At 65.7% G+C, this 15,499-nt stretch carries 16 protein-coding genes; 5 read left to right on the top strand and 11 right to left on the bottom strand.

The window, feature by feature from the left end:
• Window positions 1-16: 16 nt before the first annotated feature.
• The 3 genes from DF286_RS10035 to DF286_RS10025 all read left to right on the top strand — a co-directional run bounded on the left by DF286_RS10035 (window position 17) and on the right by DF286_RS10025 (window position 2,077).
• Window positions 17-187 (top strand): (2Fe-2S)-binding protein, encoded by a 171-nt coding sequence (locus tag DF286_RS10035; protein ID WP_109271303.1) that lies wholly within the window; start codon window positions 17-19, stop codon window positions 185-187.
• A gap of 95 nt (window positions 188-282) precedes the next feature.
• A complete protein-coding gene (gene bfr, locus DF286_RS10030) occupies window positions 283-762 on the top strand; it encodes a bacterioferritin (protein ID WP_109271302.1) in 480 nt (159 codons plus the stop codon).
• Between the two features lie 61 nt (window positions 763-823).
• The gene (locus tag DF286_RS10025) at window positions 824-2,077 is read left to right on the top strand and encodes a DUF418 domain-containing protein (RefSeq protein ID WP_109271301.1); all 1,254 of its coding nucleotides are present in this window, start codon (window positions 824-826) and stop codon (window positions 2,075-2,077) included.
• Between the two features lie 21 nt (window positions 2,078-2,098).
• On the opposite strand, the gene DF286_RS10020 is transcribed toward DF286_RS10025, so the two are convergent.
• The 5 genes from DF286_RS10020 to panB form a co-directional block, all read right to left on the bottom strand.
• Entirely contained in the window at window positions 2,099-2,530 is a 432-nt protein-coding gene (locus DF286_RS10020) for an Hpt domain-containing protein (protein WP_170303951.1), read from the bottom strand.
• 106 nt (window positions 2,531-2,636) lie between these two features.
• Window positions 2,637-3,995: a ribosome biogenesis GTPase Der gene (gene der / locus DF286_RS10015; protein WP_109271300.1), complete on the bottom strand. Its 1,359-nt coding sequence runs from the start codon at window positions 3,993-3,995 to the stop codon at window positions 2,637-2,639.
• Between the two features lie 19 nt (window positions 3,996-4,014).
• On the bottom strand, window positions 4,015-5,334 hold the full coding sequence (locus DF286_RS10010; RefSeq protein WP_109271299.1) for an outer membrane protein assembly factor BamB family protein: 1,320 nt from the start codon (window positions 5,332-5,334) through the stop codon (window positions 4,015-4,017).
• The gene (locus tag DF286_RS10005; protein ID WP_109272129.1) at window positions 5,331-6,056 is read right to left on the bottom strand and encodes a tetratricopeptide repeat protein; all 726 of its coding nucleotides are present in this window, start codon (window positions 6,054-6,056) and stop codon (window positions 5,331-5,333) included. The genes DF286_RS10010 and DF286_RS10005 overlap by 4 nt, the downstream gene beginning before the upstream one ends.
• Before the next feature lie 154 nt (window positions 6,057-6,210).
• The gene (gene panB, locus DF286_RS10000) at window positions 6,211-7,068 is read right to left on the bottom strand and encodes a 3-methyl-2-oxobutanoate hydroxymethyltransferase (RefSeq protein ID WP_109271298.1); all 858 of its coding nucleotides are present in this window, start codon (window positions 7,066-7,068) and stop codon (window positions 6,211-6,213) included.
• Window positions 7,069-7,179: 111 nt separating this feature from the next.
• Between panB and DF286_RS09995 the strand changes: the two genes are divergently transcribed.
• The gene (locus tag DF286_RS09995; RefSeq protein ID WP_109271297.1) at window positions 7,180-7,944 is read left to right on the top strand and encodes a sulfite exporter TauE/SafE family protein; all 765 of its coding nucleotides are present in this window, start codon (window positions 7,180-7,182) and stop codon (window positions 7,942-7,944) included.
• Between the two features lie 3 nt (window positions 7,945-7,947).
• On the opposite strand, the gene DF286_RS09990 is transcribed toward DF286_RS09995, so the two are convergent.
• The 3 genes from DF286_RS09990 to DF286_RS09980 form a co-directional block, all read right to left on the bottom strand.
• Window positions 7,948-8,295, bottom strand: a complete 348-nt coding sequence (locus tag DF286_RS09990; protein WP_170303980.1) for an ArsC family reductase — start codon at window positions 8,293-8,295, stop codon at window positions 7,948-7,950.
• A 5-nt stretch (window positions 8,296-8,300) separates the two neighbouring features.
• Complete coding sequence (guaA, locus tag DF286_RS09985) at window positions 8,301-9,860, bottom strand: glutamine-hydrolyzing GMP synthase (RefSeq protein WP_109271295.1); 1,560 nt, start codon at window positions 9,858-9,860, stop codon at window positions 8,301-8,303.
• A gap of 100 nt (window positions 9,861-9,960) precedes the next feature.
• A complete protein-coding gene (locus DF286_RS09980) occupies window positions 9,961-10,455 on the bottom strand; it encodes a hypothetical protein (RefSeq protein ID WP_109271294.1) in 495 nt (164 codons plus the stop codon).
• Window positions 10,456-10,633: 178 nt separating this feature from the next.
• On the opposite strand from DF286_RS09980, the gene DF286_RS15415 reads away from it, so the two are divergent.
• Entirely contained in the window at window positions 10,634-11,677 is a 1,044-nt protein-coding gene (locus DF286_RS15415; protein WP_109271293.1) for a methyl-accepting chemotaxis protein, read from the top strand.
• Here DF286_RS15415 and DF286_RS09970 read toward each other — a convergent pair.
• The 3 genes from DF286_RS09970 to DF286_RS09960 all read right to left on the bottom strand — a co-directional run bounded on the left by DF286_RS09970 (window position 11,674) and on the right by DF286_RS09960 (window position 15,430).
• Entirely contained in the window at window positions 11,674-12,672 is a 999-nt protein-coding gene (locus DF286_RS09970) for a YeiH family protein (protein ID WP_243444793.1), read from the bottom strand. The genes DF286_RS15415 and DF286_RS09970 overlap by 4 nt on opposite strands.
• A gap of 128 nt (window positions 12,673-12,800) precedes the next feature.
• Entirely contained in the window at window positions 12,801-13,130 is a 330-nt protein-coding gene (locus DF286_RS09965; protein ID WP_146193596.1) for a YMGG-like glycine zipper-containing protein, read from the bottom strand.
• Window positions 13,131-13,255: 125 nt separating this feature from the next.
• Window positions 13,256-15,430 carry a prolyl oligopeptidase family serine peptidase gene (locus tag DF286_RS09960; protein WP_109271290.1) on the bottom strand — a complete coding sequence of 725 codons (2,175 nt, stop codon included), beginning with the start codon at window positions 15,428-15,430 and terminating at the stop codon, window positions 13,256-13,258.
• Between the last annotated feature and the right edge of the window lie 69 nt (window positions 15,431-15,499).

Raw genomic sequence — 15,499 nt, 5'->3', positions numbered from 1 at the left:
GCCGGAGGAGCGATTCATGATCGTGTGCGTCTGCAATGCGTTGAAGGAAACCGAGGTGCGGAGCGCCGCGCGCGAGGGGGCCTCCTGTCCGACCAGCGTCTACCGCGCCTACGGCCGCAAGCCGCGTTGCGGCCAATGCTTCTCATTCGCGCGCGAAATCATCGCATCGGAACGTGCGACTGCTTAGCAGAAGCGGCTGGTTTTCCGCAGTTTTCCGCCATTTTTTGAGTTCAAAATCGACGCTCGGTCGGCTATGCTGCACGTCAAGCATAGGAGGCCGAAATGAAGGGTGACGCCAAGGTCATCGACTATCTGAACGAGGCGCTGAAGAACGAGCTGACGGCGGTCAACCAATATTGGCTGCATTACCGCTTGCTCGACAATTGGGGCGTCAAACGGCTCGCCGAGTTCGAGCGGCACGAATCGATCGACGAGATGAAGCATGCGGACCGGCTGGCCGAACGCATTCTGTTTCTCGACGGGCTCCCCAATTTCCAGATGCTGGGACGGCTTCGCATCGGCGAGACGGTGGAAGAGATATTGAAGGCCGATCTCGAGCTGGAGCGCGAGGCGCTGCCGCAGCTCCGCGGCGCCATCGAATATTGCGAGACCAAGCGCGACTATGTCACTCGCGACCTGCTCGTCGAGATCCTCGACAATGAGGAGGAGCATGTCGACACGCTCGAGACCCAGTTCGAGATGATCGAGCGGATGGGCCTCCAGAACTACATCCAGCTTCAGTCCAAGCCGGCCGAGGAATAACCATCATCGCCGTTTCCGCCGCCTGCCGATTGCGATAACTCCGCCGCGCAGGAGGAATCGCATGAATGCCACGACGGCGCCGCGGTCGCGGATCGCGACATTGGACATCGTCCGCGGCGTCGCCGTGATGGGCATATTGGCGATGAACATCGTCGCCTTCTCCATGCCGATCGAAGCCTATGTGAACCCGGCCGCCTTCGGCATGGAGACGAGCGCGGACTTTATGGCCTGGCTCGGCAGCTTCGTCTTCATCGAGGGCAAGATGCGCGGCCTTTTCTCGTTCCTCTTCGGCGCGAGCATGCTGCTCGTCATTCAGCGCGCGGAAGCGGCCGGTGAATCGGCGCGGCTGGTGCATCTACGGCGGATGGGGTGGCTGCTCGCCTTCGGCCTCCTCCATTATTATTTGATTTGGTTCGGCGACATCCTGTTCAGCTATGCCGTCATCGGCATGGTCGCCTGGCTCTTCCGCAATCTGGAGAGCGAGGACCTCATCAAATGGGCGTTCTGGTTGATCCTGGCGCAATTCGCGATGATGGCGCTGACGGCCTGGTCCTTCTTCGAAATGCGCGAGGCCGCCACGGCTCCGGGCGCGAGCGTCGAGTTGATGGGGCAATGGTCGGCGATGAAGGCCGAGTTCGCGGTGCCGACCGCCACCCGGCTCGCCGAGACGCTGGCGCTTTACCGCGGCGATTATGCGGGGATTTTCCAGGATCGCGCCGTCGAGAACGGTACCTTCCCGATCGTCGGCCTGGTCTTCTTCGGCAGCGAGACGCTCGCCTACATGCTCCTCGGCATGGCCGCGCTGGAGAGCGGATTCCTGAAGGGGGAATGGAGCGGGCGCGCCTATCGCCGGACCGCCATCATCGGCTTCGCCATCGGGGTACCGGCCTATGCCGGGCTGGCCTGGCTGCTCGTGGCGGACAATTACAGCGTGCCGATGGTCGTGGCGACCGTCATGGCGGCCACCGTCGTTTTCCGCCCGGCCATGATCTACGCGATCGCGGCGTTCATCATCATCCTCACGCGGCGTGGCGGTGCGCTGATCGATCGGATCGCCGCTGCCGGGCGAGCCGCCTTCACCAATTACCTCGGCACCAGCCTGGTCATGACGACCCTTTTCTACGGCTACGGCTTCGGCCTTTACGGCACGATGGGCCGGGCCGAGCTGTGGCTGATCGTGGTGGCGATGTGGGCGGTGATGCTGCTCTGGTCCAAGCCCTGGCTCGACCGCTACCGCTACGGCCCGTTCGAATGGCTGTGGCGGACGCTGGCCCGCGGGACGCCGCAGCCGATGCGGAAGCGGGCGGCAATTTGACCCGCTTGGCGCGGAGAGGAATTAGAGCCGACCGAAATTCTGGTTGTGAGCCCCCGCGCGCCCGAAGGCGGGACGGCGCTCGACGAGCGGGTTGGTTTCCTTTTCGAACAGCGCCATCGTCTGGCTGTAGAGCGGGCGAAGCTTGGCGACCGCCGGAACCAGCTCGTCGGGGAAGACGCGCATCTCGATCGAACGGCGGGCGGTGAACTCGATCTCCTCGGCCAGGGCGCCGAGCGGCTCCGCGCCGAACTGGCGGGCTTCCGTCTTCAGCGTGTGGGCAGGAATGACGAGGGCGGTCGCGTCGCGGCGGTGCATCGCGTCCTCGATCTTGGCGACCGACTTTTCCCCGTCCTCGCGGAAATATCCGAGGATGCGCACGAAGCCCGGCCCGAGTTCGCTACGCGTGCGCGAAAAGGCAGCCCAGTCCACGATTGCGCTGGATTCGTCGACCAACTTCGCGTTCCTTCTTCCGGTCTTATATCCACCGTGTCCGGAGGCGACCCTAAGCCCGCAGGGTAAACAGCCGGTTGACGCGGCAGGCCAAAAGGCGCCCGGCGCCCTATTTATCGAAGGGATTCCGGGATGCGCGGGCGGAGAGGCGCACCGGCACGGCGCCGAAGCCCAGCTCCTTGCGAATCCCGTTCACAAGATAGCGCAGATAGCTGTCCGGCAGCTGGTCGACGCGGGTGCCGAACAGGACGAAGCTCGGCGGCCGCGTATTCACCTGGGTGATGTACCGGAGCTTGATGCGCTTGCCGCCCGGCGCCGGAGGCGGGTTGCGCTCGATCGCGTCCTCGAACCAGCGGTTGAGCTGACCGGTGGAGACCCGCTTCGACCAGATGTCACGCACCTCGAAGGCGGCGCCCAGCATCTGGTCGAGCCCCTTGCCCGTCCTTGCCGACACCGCCAGCAGCGGCACGCCCCGCGCCTGGCTGAGCCCCTCCTCAAGCGCCGCCTTGATGCCGTTGAAAAGCGCGCTCTGATTCTCCGCCACGTCCCACTTGTTGATCGCGATGATCAGCGCGCGGCCTTCCTGCAACACATTGTCGGCGATGCGGAGGTCCTGCGCCTCCAAGCCGCGCGTGCCGTCGAGCAGCAGAACGACCACCTCGGCGAAATCGACGGCGCGGCGGGCGTCGGCCACCGACAGCTTCTCGAGCTTATCCTCGACCTTGGCCTTCTTGCGCATGCCTGCCGTGTCGATCAGCCGCACCGGCCGCGTCTCGCCGTCCGGCGTCTCCCATTCCCAGTCGATGGCGATCGAATCGCGGGTGATTCCGGCTTCGGGACCGGTGATCAGCCGTTCCTGCTCCAGCAGGCGGTTGATGAGCGTCGACTTGCCGGCATTGGGGCGGCCGACGATGGCGAGCTTGAGCGGCCCTTCCCCGTCCTCCAGCTCCTCCTCCGGCCCGTCCTCACGTTCGACATAGGGGCGGATATGCTCGAACAGGTCGACGACGCCTTCGCCATGCTCGGCGCTGAGCGCGATCGGCTCGCCGAGACCGAGGCCATAGGCTTCGAGGATGCCGCTCTCTCCGGCCCTGCCCTCGGCCTTGTTGGCGGCGAGTACGACGGGCGTCGTCTCGCTTCTCAGCCAGCGGGCGATCTCCTCGTCGAGCGGCGTCAGGCCGGCGCGCGCGTCTATCAGGAACAGAGCGGCGTCGGACTCGCGCACGGCCGCGATCGTCTGCGCGCGCATCCGGCCCGGCAGGGTCTCGGGATCCTCGTCCTCATAGCCCGCCGTGTCGATGACGCGGAACTCGAGGCCGAGCAGGGTCGCATCGCCCTCGCGCCGGTCGCGGGTGACGCCAGGCCGGTCGTCGACCAGCGCCAGCTTCTTGCCGACCAGCCGGTTGAACAGGGTCGACTTGCCGACATTGGGCCGGCCGACGATCGCGAGGGTGGGCAGTTTCGCCATAGGCGGCGGCCCTGCCTCCTTATCTCCAGGCGGTCAACTGCCCGTTGTTGTGGAGAATATAGAGGGTGCTCCCCGCCACCACCGGCGACAGCGATACCGCCATGTCCGTCTCGACCGTCGACTGGACGCTGCCGTCATAGGGGGAAGCGTAGGCGATCTGCCCCTCCGAGTTCGCCAGCACCAGGCGCTCGCCGGCCAGGACCGGCCCGACCCAGCTGATCGGACCCTTCTTGTCCTTTTCGTCGCGCCAGCGCGGCAGCTGGGTCATCCATTTCACGCGGCCGCTGGAGCGGGCGATGGCGAGAAGCTGGGCCTGATCGGTGACGACGAAGATCCACTCGCCCGCGATCCACGGAGTGGAGATGCCGGCGACATTGATCTCCCAGATGCGCTGCCCGGTGTTGAGCTCCAGCGCGACCATGCGGCCGCCCTGGCCGATCGCATAGACTCGCTCATTGTCGATCACCGGATCGGCGTCGATGTCCGAAAGCGAGGCGACCGAAGTGGAGATGCTGGTGCGCGCGAGCGCATCCTGCCAGAGGATGCGCCCATTTTCGTAGCGATAGGCAGTGAGCTCGCCCGAGGAATAGCCGGCGACGATCGTACCGGCCGCCGCCGCGGGGGTCGCGCTGCCGAACACGCCGGCCAGCTCCACGGTGCCGGCCTCGGTCCAGCGAACCGAGCCGTCGGCGGGATTGAGCGCATAGAGCTGGTTGTCCTGGCTGATCACATAGACGTTGTTGTTGGCGATCGTCGGAGCGCCGCGCAGCGGCCCGCCCGGACGCACCTTCCAGGCGACCGCGCCAGTCTCCGCATCCAGCGCCGCCGCGAAGCCGAGGCCGTTAGTCGCGTAAATGCGCCCGTCGGCGAAGCTGACGCCGCCGCCGAACAACGCACTCTCATTGCCGCCTTCGCCGGTGACCCGGGTTTCCCAGATAGTGGCGCCGGTGTCGGCGTTGAAGGCGCGGACGGTGGCGCGCGAATCGATGGTGAAGATCTTGCCGTTGGCGACGACGGGGGCGCCGGCGAGACGCGCGGTCTTGCTGCTGCCCTGGCCGATGCTGGCGGACCAGGCCCGAGCCGGCGAGGCGGCTAGCGCAACATGGCCCAGCGACTTGGCGGCATTGCCGCCCGGCTGAGCCCAGTCCGCGTTGGCGGTCGGCGGCGGGAGCGTGATCGCCACGTCGGCGAGCGCGGGGTCGACCTCGATGCTGGTCTCGGCGCTCAGCACGGGAATGCGCTTGCCGATGGTCGGCGTCGTCGGCTTCCCGTCACCGCTAAAGAGGCCGCAACCGCCGAGCAGGCCCAGCGCGGCCGCGGTCAGGATCATTCGCTTCATTCGGCATCTTCCTTCGTTGCGGCCGGGGTTTCGGCCGCCTGGTCCGTCTCAGACGCGTCTATCCCCAACGCGCTCGCCATCTGCATGGAACGGGAGCGGATGCTTTGCGGCACGCTCGCGTCCTTGGCCATCGCCGCGAAGAGGGGTGCGGCGCGCTGCGGCTGGTTCTGCTTGAGATGGGCGAGCGCCACCATCTCGCCCGCGCTTCCAAACCAGGGGTTGCCCGGCTTCGCCAGCGGCGACAGCCGCTCGATCACGGCCGCCGGCGCAAGCGTATCGAATTCGACGGCGGTCTGCCGAACGAGCGCCAGGTCGCGATAAGGCTGCGGCAGATCATCGTCGTCGGCCACCTGCTTGAAGGCGGCGACCGCTGCGGCATCCTCGCCCGATTGAAGGGCGATGTCGGCCTTGGTCAGCAGCGCGGCCGCGCGATAGCCGGCGCCGCCATCCGCCGCGATTTCATCGAGCTTGGCCGCGGCGCCCTTGGTCCGGCCCGCCTGGATGTCCGCGATGACTGCGGTAAGGGCCTCGCCTTTCTCGCCGGCCTTCACGTCTTGGAGATGCCGCCAATAGATGACGCCGCCTATGGCTGCCAGCAGCAGGACCACACCGGCGACGACCGCTATGCCGTAGCGCTTCCAGAAGCCGGTCAGCTGCTCGCGGCGGAGCTCCTCGTCGACCTCGCGGTAGAAAGCTTCATTGTCCGTAGGCTTGATCGCCAAGGCCATCCTCCAAAATCAGGTCGGCAGCCCCACCGGATGCTGGCCTCCTTCCTTCGCGCCTTGAAGGGCAGCGAAGATGAACAGGAGATTGGCGCACGGCGGACTGCCCCTTTTTACGTTCCTCTAACCAGTGAGGCCGCCGAGCGAAAGGGCTTCACTTCGCGCGATGATAGGTCTGCTCCGCCGTGGGAAAGGCGCGGCTGCGCACTTCGGCCGCATAAGCGGCGGCGGCTTCGCTGACCCGCGTGGCTAGGTCGTCATAGCGTTTGACGAAGCGCGGCGTGCGCTCGAACATGCCGAGCATGTCGTCGGTGACGAGCACCTGGCCGTCACAGTCGGCGGAGGCGCCGATGCCGATCGTCGGGCAAGCCACCGCCTTGGTGGCTTCGATGGCGATCTCCTCCATCACCCCTTCCAGTACCAGCGCGAAACAGCCGGCTTCGGCCACGGCCTTCGCATCGGCCAGGATCTTGTCCGCCTCATTATCGTCGCGGCCGCGGGCGCGATAGCCGCCGAGCACATTCACCGCCTGCGGGGTAAGGCCCACATGGCCGATCACCGGAATGCCGCGCTTCACCAGGAACTCGACCGTCTCGGCCATCGCCTCACCGCCTTCCAGCTTCACCGCCGCCGCTCCGGTTTCCTTGAGGACGCGTGAGGCATTCTCGAACGCCTGCTGCGGGCTCGCCTCATAGGTGCCGAACGGCATGTCGACGGCAACGACGCTGTGATAGGAGCCGCGCACCACCGCTGCGCCGTGCGCGCACATCATCTCCAGGGTTACGGGGATGGTGGAAGGAAGGCCGTAGATCACCTGCGCCAGGCTGTCGCCGACCAGCAGCAGGTCGCAATGCGGATCGAGAAGCTGCGCCATGCGCGCCGTGTAGGCGGTGAGCATGACGATCGCCTCGCCGCCCTTTCGTGCTTGCAGGGCCGGGACCGTGAGCCGCTTCATCGGCACGGGCGTCGGATGGGCACGGCTGGTTGCGGTGTCGATCGTATAGGTGGACATCGCTCCCCTCTATCGCTGCCGGCGCTTCAAGCAAAGAGCGTGCAGCCTTTTCCTTTCGGAGCTATAATAAACCATCGGCGCGGCGGCCCGCCCTCGCCGGCGGGAGCGCCTATGCTTGACCTCTCGACGATCGGCTTGCTCGATGTCCTGCCCTTCATCGCCGTGGGCTTTGCCGCGCAGCTGGTGGACGGGGCGCTGGGCATGGCCTTCGGAGTCATCTCCAACACCCTGCTCATCAGCCTTGGCATCCCGCCGGCGGCGGCGTCGGCCGGTGTCCATATGGTGGAAAGCTTCACCACCGCCGCCTCCGGCATCAGCCATGCGGCGCACAAGAATGTCGACTGGCGGCTATTCTCGCGGCTCGTGATCCCCGGCGTGATCGGCGGCATTCTCGGGGCTTATGTCCTAACTCAGGTGGACGCGGAGGTCGCGCGGCCGGTCGTCCTCGCCTATCTGTCCGCGATTGGCCTCTACCTGCTCTGGCGGGGCATCAAATATCCTCCGGCTGATGGAAAACCGAAGGTGATCGCGCCGCTCGGGCTGGCCGGCGGCTTCCTCGACGCGGCGGGTGGCGGCGGCTGGGGCCCGGTGGTGACCAGCAACCTGCTGGTCCAAGGCGCCAATCCCCGCAAGGTTATCGGCACCGTGAGCGTCGCCGAATTCTTCCTCACCGTCACCATCTCGGCCACCTTCATTGCGACGCTGGGGCCGGAGGCGTTCACGGTGGCGACGATCGGCCTGCTCCTCGGCGGCGTCATGGCCGCGCCAGCGGGCGCAGTAGTGGCGAAACGGGTGCCGACCAAGGGGCTGCTGGTTATGGTGGGCGTGATCCTCACCCTGACCAGCCTCTATGGGATCTATCGGGTGCTTGGCTGATATTCAGCCGAAAGCCGCTTCGTATCGGGCCCGATCGAAGCCGACCAGCAGCTTGCCCTTCGCCTCCAGCACGGGCCGCTTGATCATCGAGGGCTGTGCGATCATCAGCGCAACGGCCTTGTCTTCGTCCAGCCCGGCCTTTTCGGCGTCGGGCAGCTTGCGGAAGGTGGTGCCGGCGCGGTTCAACAGCGTCTCCCAGCCGACCTCCCCGCTCCAACGCCTCAACCGCGCCTCATCGATGCCGGCGGCCTTGTAGTCGTGGAAATCGTAGGCGACGCCCCGTTCACCGAGCCAGGCGCGGGCCTTCTTGATCGTGTCGCAATTCTTGATGCCGAACATCGTCACAGACACGCGCGTCACTCCCACTCGATGGTGCCGGGGGGCTTCGACGTATAGTCGTAGACGACTCGGTTTATGCCGCGGACTTCGTTGATGATGCGCGTCGCACAGCGGCTGAGGAAGGCGGCGTCGAAGGGGTAGATGTCCGCTGTCATGCCGTCGGTGGAGGTGACGGCGCGGAGCGCGCAGACGCTGTCATAGGTGCGATAATCGCCCATCACGCCGACCGTCTTCACCGGCAGCAGCACGGCGAAGGCCTGCCAGATGGCGTCGTAGAGGCCCGCGTTGCGGATTTCCTCGAGATAGATGGCGTCGGCCTTGCGCAGGATATCGCAGCGCTCCTTGGTCACCTCGCCGGGGATGCGGATGGCGAGGCCCGGGCCGGGGAACGGGTGGCGGCCGACGAAGGCATCGGGCAGCCCCAACTCGCGGCCGAGCTCGCGTACCTCGTCCTTGAAGAGCTCGCGCAAGGGCTCGACGAGCTTCATGTTCATCCGCTCGGGCAGGCCACCGACATTGTGGTGGCTCTTGATCGTGACCGACGGGCCACCCGTGAAGCTGACGCTTTCGATGACGTCGGGATAGAGCGTGCCTTGGGCGAGGAAATCGGCGCCGCCGACCTTCTTCGCTTCCTCCTCGAACACGTCGATGAAGGTCTTGCCGATGAACTTGCGCTTGGCCTCGGGGTCGGTGACGCCGGCAAGGCCGCTCAGGAACAGGGTTTCCGCATCCACATGGACGAGCGGGATGTTATAGTGGTTTCGGAAGAGGCTGACGACCTGCTCGGCCTCGCCGAGTCGCATCAGCCCATGATCGACGAAAACGCAGGTCAGCTGGTCGCCGATCGCCTCGTGGATCAGCACCGCGGCCACGGCGCTGTCGACGCCGCCGGAGAGGCCGCAGATCACCCTGCCCTCGCCCACCTGCTCGCGGATTTCGGCGATCTTGGTGGCTCGGAACTCGGCCATCGTCCAGTCGCCGGCGAGGCCGCAGACGTGGCGGACGAAATTGGCGATGAGCTTGCCTCCGTCGGGGGTGTGGACCACCTCGGGATGGAACTGGACGCCGTAGAAGCGCTTCCCATCGTGGACGGTGGCGGCATAAGGCGCACCGTCCGACTGGGCGACGATGCGGAATCCGTCTGGAAGCCGCTCGACCTTGTCGCCGTGACTCATCCAGACCTGGTGCTTCTCGCCGGTCGTCCAGAGACCGTCGAACAGGGGGCACTCGTCCTTGATTTCGATGAAGGCGCGGCCAAACTCGGCATGGTCGCCGTTGACGACCTTGCCGCCCAACTGCTCCGCCATGAGCTGCTGGCCATAGCAGATGCCGAGCATCGGCACCCCGGCCTCGAACAGCGCGTCGGGCGCTCTCGGGCTGTCCTCGGTCGTCACCGAGGCCGGACCGCCGGAGAGAATGATGCCCTTGGGCTTCATCCGCTCGAACGCTTCAAGCGCGCTGCTGAACGGTGCGATCTCGCTATAGACCCCCGCCTCGCGCACCCGTCGGGCGATGAGCTGGGTCACCTGGCTTCCGAAATCGACGATAAGGATGGAATCGCTGGGCTGGACGGTCATGGATTCGGGGGACTTCCGCGCGCAAAAAAAGATGCGCGCGAGCCCTAAGACCCGCGCGCATCCCTGTCCAGCAAGCTGACGGAAATTACGCTACACGCCGTCAGATGCGGAAATCATAGACCCGGCCGTTCTCCGCATAGCAGGTGAAGGACTCGCGGTCGTAATCGTAGCCGCGGCCCCAGCGGCCATAGTTATAATCGCGGACGTAGGTCCGGCCGCGCACGCGGTAGCCGTTATAGCCGCGGCGATCGACGTCGGTGATCTCCACCCGCGCGCCATAACGCTGCGCGGTGCGGGCACAGGCGTTCACCGAGGCCTGCGGCCCGTAATAGGCGTCGCGATAGCCGTAGCCGTCATAATAGCCGCCATAAGTACGGCCATAGCGATCGTAGCGGTCATAGCGATCGTTCTTGGTGAGCGCGTCGATCGCGAGCGCGGCGCCGCCGATGATCGCGACACCCGCGGCGATATCGCCAATGTCGATGCCGTTATCCCGATCGTAATGACGCCACTGGGCCTGGGCCGGCGCGGCAGCGGTAAGGGTGACGAGGGCGGCTGCGGCGGCGCCCGTCAAGATTTTGGAAAATTTCCTCATGGCAAACCTCCATTCAAAAAACCGCCCATAAATCATGAGCTTGCCCCTCTTGTATCAAGGCCGCCATGACCTTCCGCTGAACTCATTTGTCGCCTCATGTTCAGCTTTTTCCACTGGTTAACCCAGCCTTAGCCCTTTCCGCCCTAGCTGGAGCGGACACCAACGGACGGGCGGATAAATGCCGAGACGAATCAAGGCGCTGATGGATCAGTTGGAGAGTGAAGTGGGCCGTTTCGCCGCCGCCACCGAGCGGATCGCGAAGCAGACCAACTTCCTCGCGCTCAACGCCACGATCGAGGCCGCGCGCTCCGGCGAGGCCGGACGGGGATTCGCCGTCGTCGCCCAGGAAGTGAAGGCGCTCGCCGGCCAGGCCCGGGCGGCTTCCCACGATTTCCGCGCGCTGGTGATAGACCGCCTCAAGACCGGCTCGGCCATCGCCGACAGCCTGGTCGACGACATCGAGGGCAGCCGGCTTGCCGAATTCGCCTCCGCGACCGTGCAGACCTTCGCGCGCGCCGTCTATTCGCGCAGCACCGACATTCGCATCCTGGCCACCGACGAAGCGATCATCGCCGCCATCCGCGATCCCGAGAATCGTGAGAAGGTTTCAAGGGCGGAGGACCGGCTGCGGGCGGCGATGCGTTTCTCGCCTTATTATCTGAACGCCCTGTTCGCGACGCGATCGGGCAAGGTGATCGGCTCGGCCGATCCCCGCAGCGCTCTCCTCGGCGTCGATGTCGGCGGCGAGCCGCAGTTCGCCAAGGTGATCGAAAGCCGCTCGGTCGACGACTGGTTCACCGACGCGGTGTGGGAGAATCCCTATTCGGCGGGCAGGCAGGTGCTGATCTTCGCCTGCGGCATCCGCTCGCTCGAGAATGACGGGCAGCCTGCCGAAGGCTGCCTGTACCTCGAATATGACTGGGAACGGAACGCGGCGGAGCAGCTCCAGACCCAGGTCGCGGCGGCCGACAAGGAAATACGCGGCGCCACCATCCGCATCATGGAGCATGGCGGCCGCATCGTCGCCTCGACCGCGCCGGGCGAGTTCGACAAGCATTATGCCCTCCCCACGGACCGTGCCCCAAGGGGAACCATTCCGCAAAGTGATCGCGTCATCGCCTATGCCGACGCCAACGACCGCGGCGGGCGCAATTCACTGAACCTCACCTGCGTCGTCGAGCACCAGATCGCAGGCGTGGCCGACGAGATGCTGGCCGCCTAGGCGATTCCCAGGGCCCCGATCAGGAGCCACGCCACGACTCCGAGGAGGAGGAGCGAAAGCGTTACCACGCTGGCGATCCTCCCGCCGGCTTTCGCCACCGTGCGGACGTCGACTCCGAGGCCGAGGGCCGCCATCGCCAGGATCGTCAGCCAGGTAGCGAGCGTCGACAGCGGCGCGAGTGCGATCTCGGGCACCGCTCCCGCGGCCCGGGCAGCCGCGAGAAGCAGGAATCCGACGATGAACCACGGCAGCAACTGGTGCGGCCGCGGCCTGGTTCGACGCGGCTGCGCGTCGTCGCGATCGCCCGTCTCATGCAGCCGCGCCCGAAGCAGCGACAAGCAAAGGACGACGGGGCCGAGCATCAAGACCCGGACCAGCTTCACCATCGTGCCGACCTGCGCCGAGAGCGAGCTTATCGGCGCCGTCGCCGCGAGCACCTGCGGAACGGCATAGACGGTGAGGCCGGCGAGGACGCCATAGGCTTCGGCTTCCATTCCAAGGAAAAGCGCGATGAAGGGGAGGAGCAGGACCACAGCCACGCCCAGCACGGCGGTGAAGGCGATGGAGGCGGCGACGTCCCGGCTCTCCGCGCCTATGACGGGAGCCACCGCCGCGATCGCCGAATTGCCGCAGATGGAGTTGCCGCAGGCAATCAACACCGCCATCCGGCGCGGCAGACCGAACAGCCTTCCGAGTCCATAGCTCGCGGCCAAGGACAGCGCGACGACGAGGGCGATGCCGAGCAGCAGGACCCATCCGGCGGCGGCGAGGGCGCTCGCGCTCAAGGTGGCGCCGAGCAGGACGACGGCGACCTCGAGCAGGAATTTGGCGCTGAGGTCGATCCCGGGCTGCCACACATCGCCGGGCGTCCACACCGACCGGATGGCTGTGCCGACCAGAATGGCGAGGACAAGCGCGTCGATCCAGGCGCGCCCGAACAGATGGATTTCGACGGCCTCTAGCCCTGCGGCGGCGAGAACGACGACCCCGCACAACAGCAATCCCGGCACGAGACCGGCTAGTTTTCCCGCCGATGACAACGTTCGCCCCCTTCAACAGCTCCAGGAGGCGCTTACCGGCTGTCGCGCCCGATAATCAACCGAAGGCGCGGCAGAGCCTGCTATCAGCAGCGCCGGTCGTAATCGTAGACGCGCCGGCCGGAACGGTCGACGTAGAAGCAATCGCCGCGCTCGTCCCGATACCAGCCGGGATTGCTGTCGCTGGCGATCGCGCCGACGATGCCACCGATCACCGCGCCGCCGGCCGCGCCTTCGAGCGGGTCCAACCCGTCGACGACGGCGCCGACGCCGGCACCGACTGCGGCGCCGACAGCGGCCCCCGTGGCCGCGTCCCGAATGTCGCGATTATTGTCGTAACCGTAGCGATCGTAGGTGGTGCAGGCGCCGAGCGACAGGCCTGCGGCCAGTACGATTCCCATCATTCCATTACGCATGACTCAAACTCCCTTCGTGAGAAGCGGAAGTGTGCGCCATACGATGAGTACGTCGGCCCTCTTCCGCCCCCTGTTCGGGGAGACAACAAAAGCGACCCCTCTTTCGTTCCGGAGGCGGTGCGGCCCTACGGCGCCGAGGTCTCGGCCGTTCCCTCCACATCGAGACCGGTATGGCGGGCGATGAACGCCCACATGTCGGAATATTCCTCGATGATCTTGTCCGTGGGCTTCCCCGAGCCGTGGCCGGCGCGGGTCTCGATGCGGATGAGGTGCGGCGCGCCTTCGGGATCGGCATGCTGCATGGCCGCGACATATTTGAAGCTGTGGCCGGGCACGACGCGATCGTCGGTGTCGGCGGTCGTCACCAGCACCGGCGGATAGTCCACGTCCGAATCGATATTGTGATAGGGCGAGTAGCCGAGCAGATATTTGAAGTCCGCCTCTTCGCTCGGATGACCGTAATCGTCGACCCAGTAGCGGCCGGCGGTGAAGCGATCGAAGCGAAGCATGTCCATCACGCCCACGGCCGGCAGCGCGGCGGCGAAGAGGTCGGGCCGCTGGTTCACCACGGCGCCGACCAACAGACCGCCATTGGAGCCGCCCTGGATAGCCAGCTGGTCCTTCCCCGTAATCCCCTGGGCGATCAGATATTCGCCGGCGGCGATGAAGTCGTCGAAGACGTTCTGCTTGTTGCCCAGCCGGCCGGCATCGTGCCAGGCCTTGCCATATTCGCCGCCGCCGCGGAGATTGGCGACGGCGAGCACGCCGCCCTGCTCCACCCAGGCGATCCGCGTCGCCGAATAGCTCGGCGTCAGCGAGACGTTGAAGCCGCCATAGCCATAGAGCAGCGTCGGCGCCGGACCGGTGACGCCCTTCTTCTTCACGACGAACATCGGCACGCGCGTGCCGTCCTTCGACGTGTAGAAATGCTGGCTGACGTCGAAGGAAGCGGGATCGAATTTCAGCTCCGGCTGCGCCCAGGGCGTGGCCTCGCCGGTCGCGACGTCATAGCGGTAGATGGTCGTCGGCGTGGCGAAGCTGGTGAAGGCGAAGAAAGTCTCCGAATCCCCCTTATCCCCATCGAAGCCCATCGCCGTTCCGATGCCGGGAAGGCTGACCGTGCCCTTGGGCGTCCCGTCGAGGGCGAAACGCCGGACCTCCGTCTTGGCGTCGACCAGATAGGAGGCGATGAGCGTGCCGCCGACGATCGAGGCGCCGTCCAGCGTGGCCTTGTCTTCGGCGACGATCTCGACCGGTGTCGGGTTTGGCTGCGCCACGTCGAGCGTAACCACCCGCAGGCGCGGCGCATCCTTGTTGGTGGCGAAATAGAAGGTCGATCCCTGGTTGCCGATGTAGGACCAGTTATTCTCCAGCCGCTCGATCAGCTTGTGGGGCTCGGCACCGGCCTTGGAAAGGTCGATCAGCGTGATGGCATATTTGTCGTCTGTGCCTTCGGAGGTGGTGACGATCAGCCAGCGTCCGTCGTCGGACACCTCGGCGAAATGGCCGCGCTTGGGCTGGTCGGGCGTCGCGTAGATCTTCACATCGTCGGATTGCGCGGTGCCGAGACGGTGGAAGTAGATCGCCTGATCGGTGTTCAGCGCCTGAAACTTCTCGCCTTCCTTGGGTTCGGGGAAGCGCGAATAGTAGAAGCCCGAGCCGTCCTTGGCCCAGGCGAGATTGGAGAATTTGACCCATTCCACCGTGTCGGGAAGCAGCTGGCCGGTGGCGACGTCGAGCACCTTCACGGTCCGCCAGTCGGTGCCGCCGTCCTGTACCGAATAGAGGAGCTTCTGGCCGTCTTCCGAGGGCACCCATTCGGCGAGCGCGGTCGCGCCATCCTTGGACCAGCTGTTCGGGTCGATCAGCAGCCGCGGCTCGCCGTTCAGCGCCTCGCGGACATAGAGGACGGACTGGTTCTGGAGTCCGTCATTGCGCGTGTAGAAATAACGGCCGCCCTTCTTCTCGGGAATGCCGAAGCGCTCATAATCGTAAAGCTGGGTGATCCGCGTTTTGAAGGCGTCGCGGCCGGGAAGCGTCCCAAGATAGGCGTCGGTGACTACATTCTGCGCCGTCACCCAGTCGCGCACCTGGCTATCCTCGCGCACATCGTTCTCGAGCCAGCGATAGGGATCGGCCACCTCGACGCCGAAATGCGTCTCGACGAGGTCCTGACGCGACGTCGCCGGATAATCGAATTCGGGATTGGCGGCGGTCGCGGCTTGAGTGGCTTGCATGGCGGGGGCTTGGGTTCCGGCGAGAGTGAGGAGAGGCAGGAGCAGCAGATAGGCGTGACGCATCGGGCTGGAAACCTTCGGAAAGGAATTAATGGGTGGAGCTAAGCGGGCGCCAGGGGGATTGTCCAGTGC

The organism is Sphingosinicella humi, from assembly GCF_003129465.1.
In the GTDB taxonomy this organism is placed as follows: Bacteria; Pseudomonadota; Alphaproteobacteria; order Sphingomonadales; family Sphingomonadaceae; genus Allosphingosinicella; species Allosphingosinicella humi.
The sequence above is the reverse complement of the archived record's forward strand: the minus strand, read 5'-3'. Positions and strand labels throughout refer to the sequence as shown.

Excerpts from the sequence above, each read along its gene's own strand:
- DF286_RS10010 (WP_109271299.1), bottom strand. The coding sequence starts at position 5,334 with ATGAAGCGAATGATCCTGACCGCGGCCGCGCTGGGCCTGCTCGGCGGT.
- DF286_RS09965 (WP_146193596.1), bottom strand. The coding sequence starts at position 13,130 with ATGCGTAATGGAATGATGGGAATCGTACTGGCCGCAGGCCTGTCGCTC.
- der (WP_109271300.1), bottom strand. The coding sequence starts at position 3,995 with ATGGCGAAACTGCCCACCCTCGCGATCGTCGGCCGGCCCAATGTCGGC.
- DF286_RS15415 (WP_109271293.1), top strand. The coding sequence starts at position 10,634 with ATGCCGAGACGAATCAAGGCGCTGATGGATCAGTTGGAGAGTGAAGTG.
- DF286_RS10025 (WP_109271301.1), top strand. The coding sequence starts at position 824 with ATGAATGCCACGACGGCGCCGCGGTCGCGGATCGCGACATTGGACATC.
- DF286_RS09960 (WP_109271290.1), bottom strand. The coding sequence starts at position 15,430 with ATGCGTCACGCCTATCTGCTGCTCCTGCCTCTCCTCACTCTCGCCGGA.
- DF286_RS09995 (WP_109271297.1), top strand. The coding sequence starts at position 7,180 with ATGCTTGACCTCTCGACGATCGGCTTGCTCGATGTCCTGCCCTTCATC.
- bfr (WP_109271302.1), top strand. The coding sequence starts at position 283 with ATGAAGGGTGACGCCAAGGTCATCGACTATCTGAACGAGGCGCTGAAG.
- panB (WP_109271298.1), bottom strand. The coding sequence starts at position 7,068 with ATGTCCACCTATACGATCGACACCGCAACCAGCCGTGCCCATCCGACG.
- guaA (WP_109271295.1), bottom strand. The coding sequence starts at position 9,860 with ATGACCGTCCAGCCCAGCGATTCCATCCTTATCGTCGATTTCGGAAGC.
- DF286_RS10035 (WP_109271303.1), top strand. The coding sequence starts at position 17 with ATGATCGTGTGCGTCTGCAATGCGTTGAAGGAAACCGAGGTGCGGAGC.
- DF286_RS09980 (WP_109271294.1), bottom strand. The coding sequence starts at position 10,455 with ATGAGGAAATTTTCCAAAATCTTGACGGGCGCCGCCGCAGCCGCCCTC.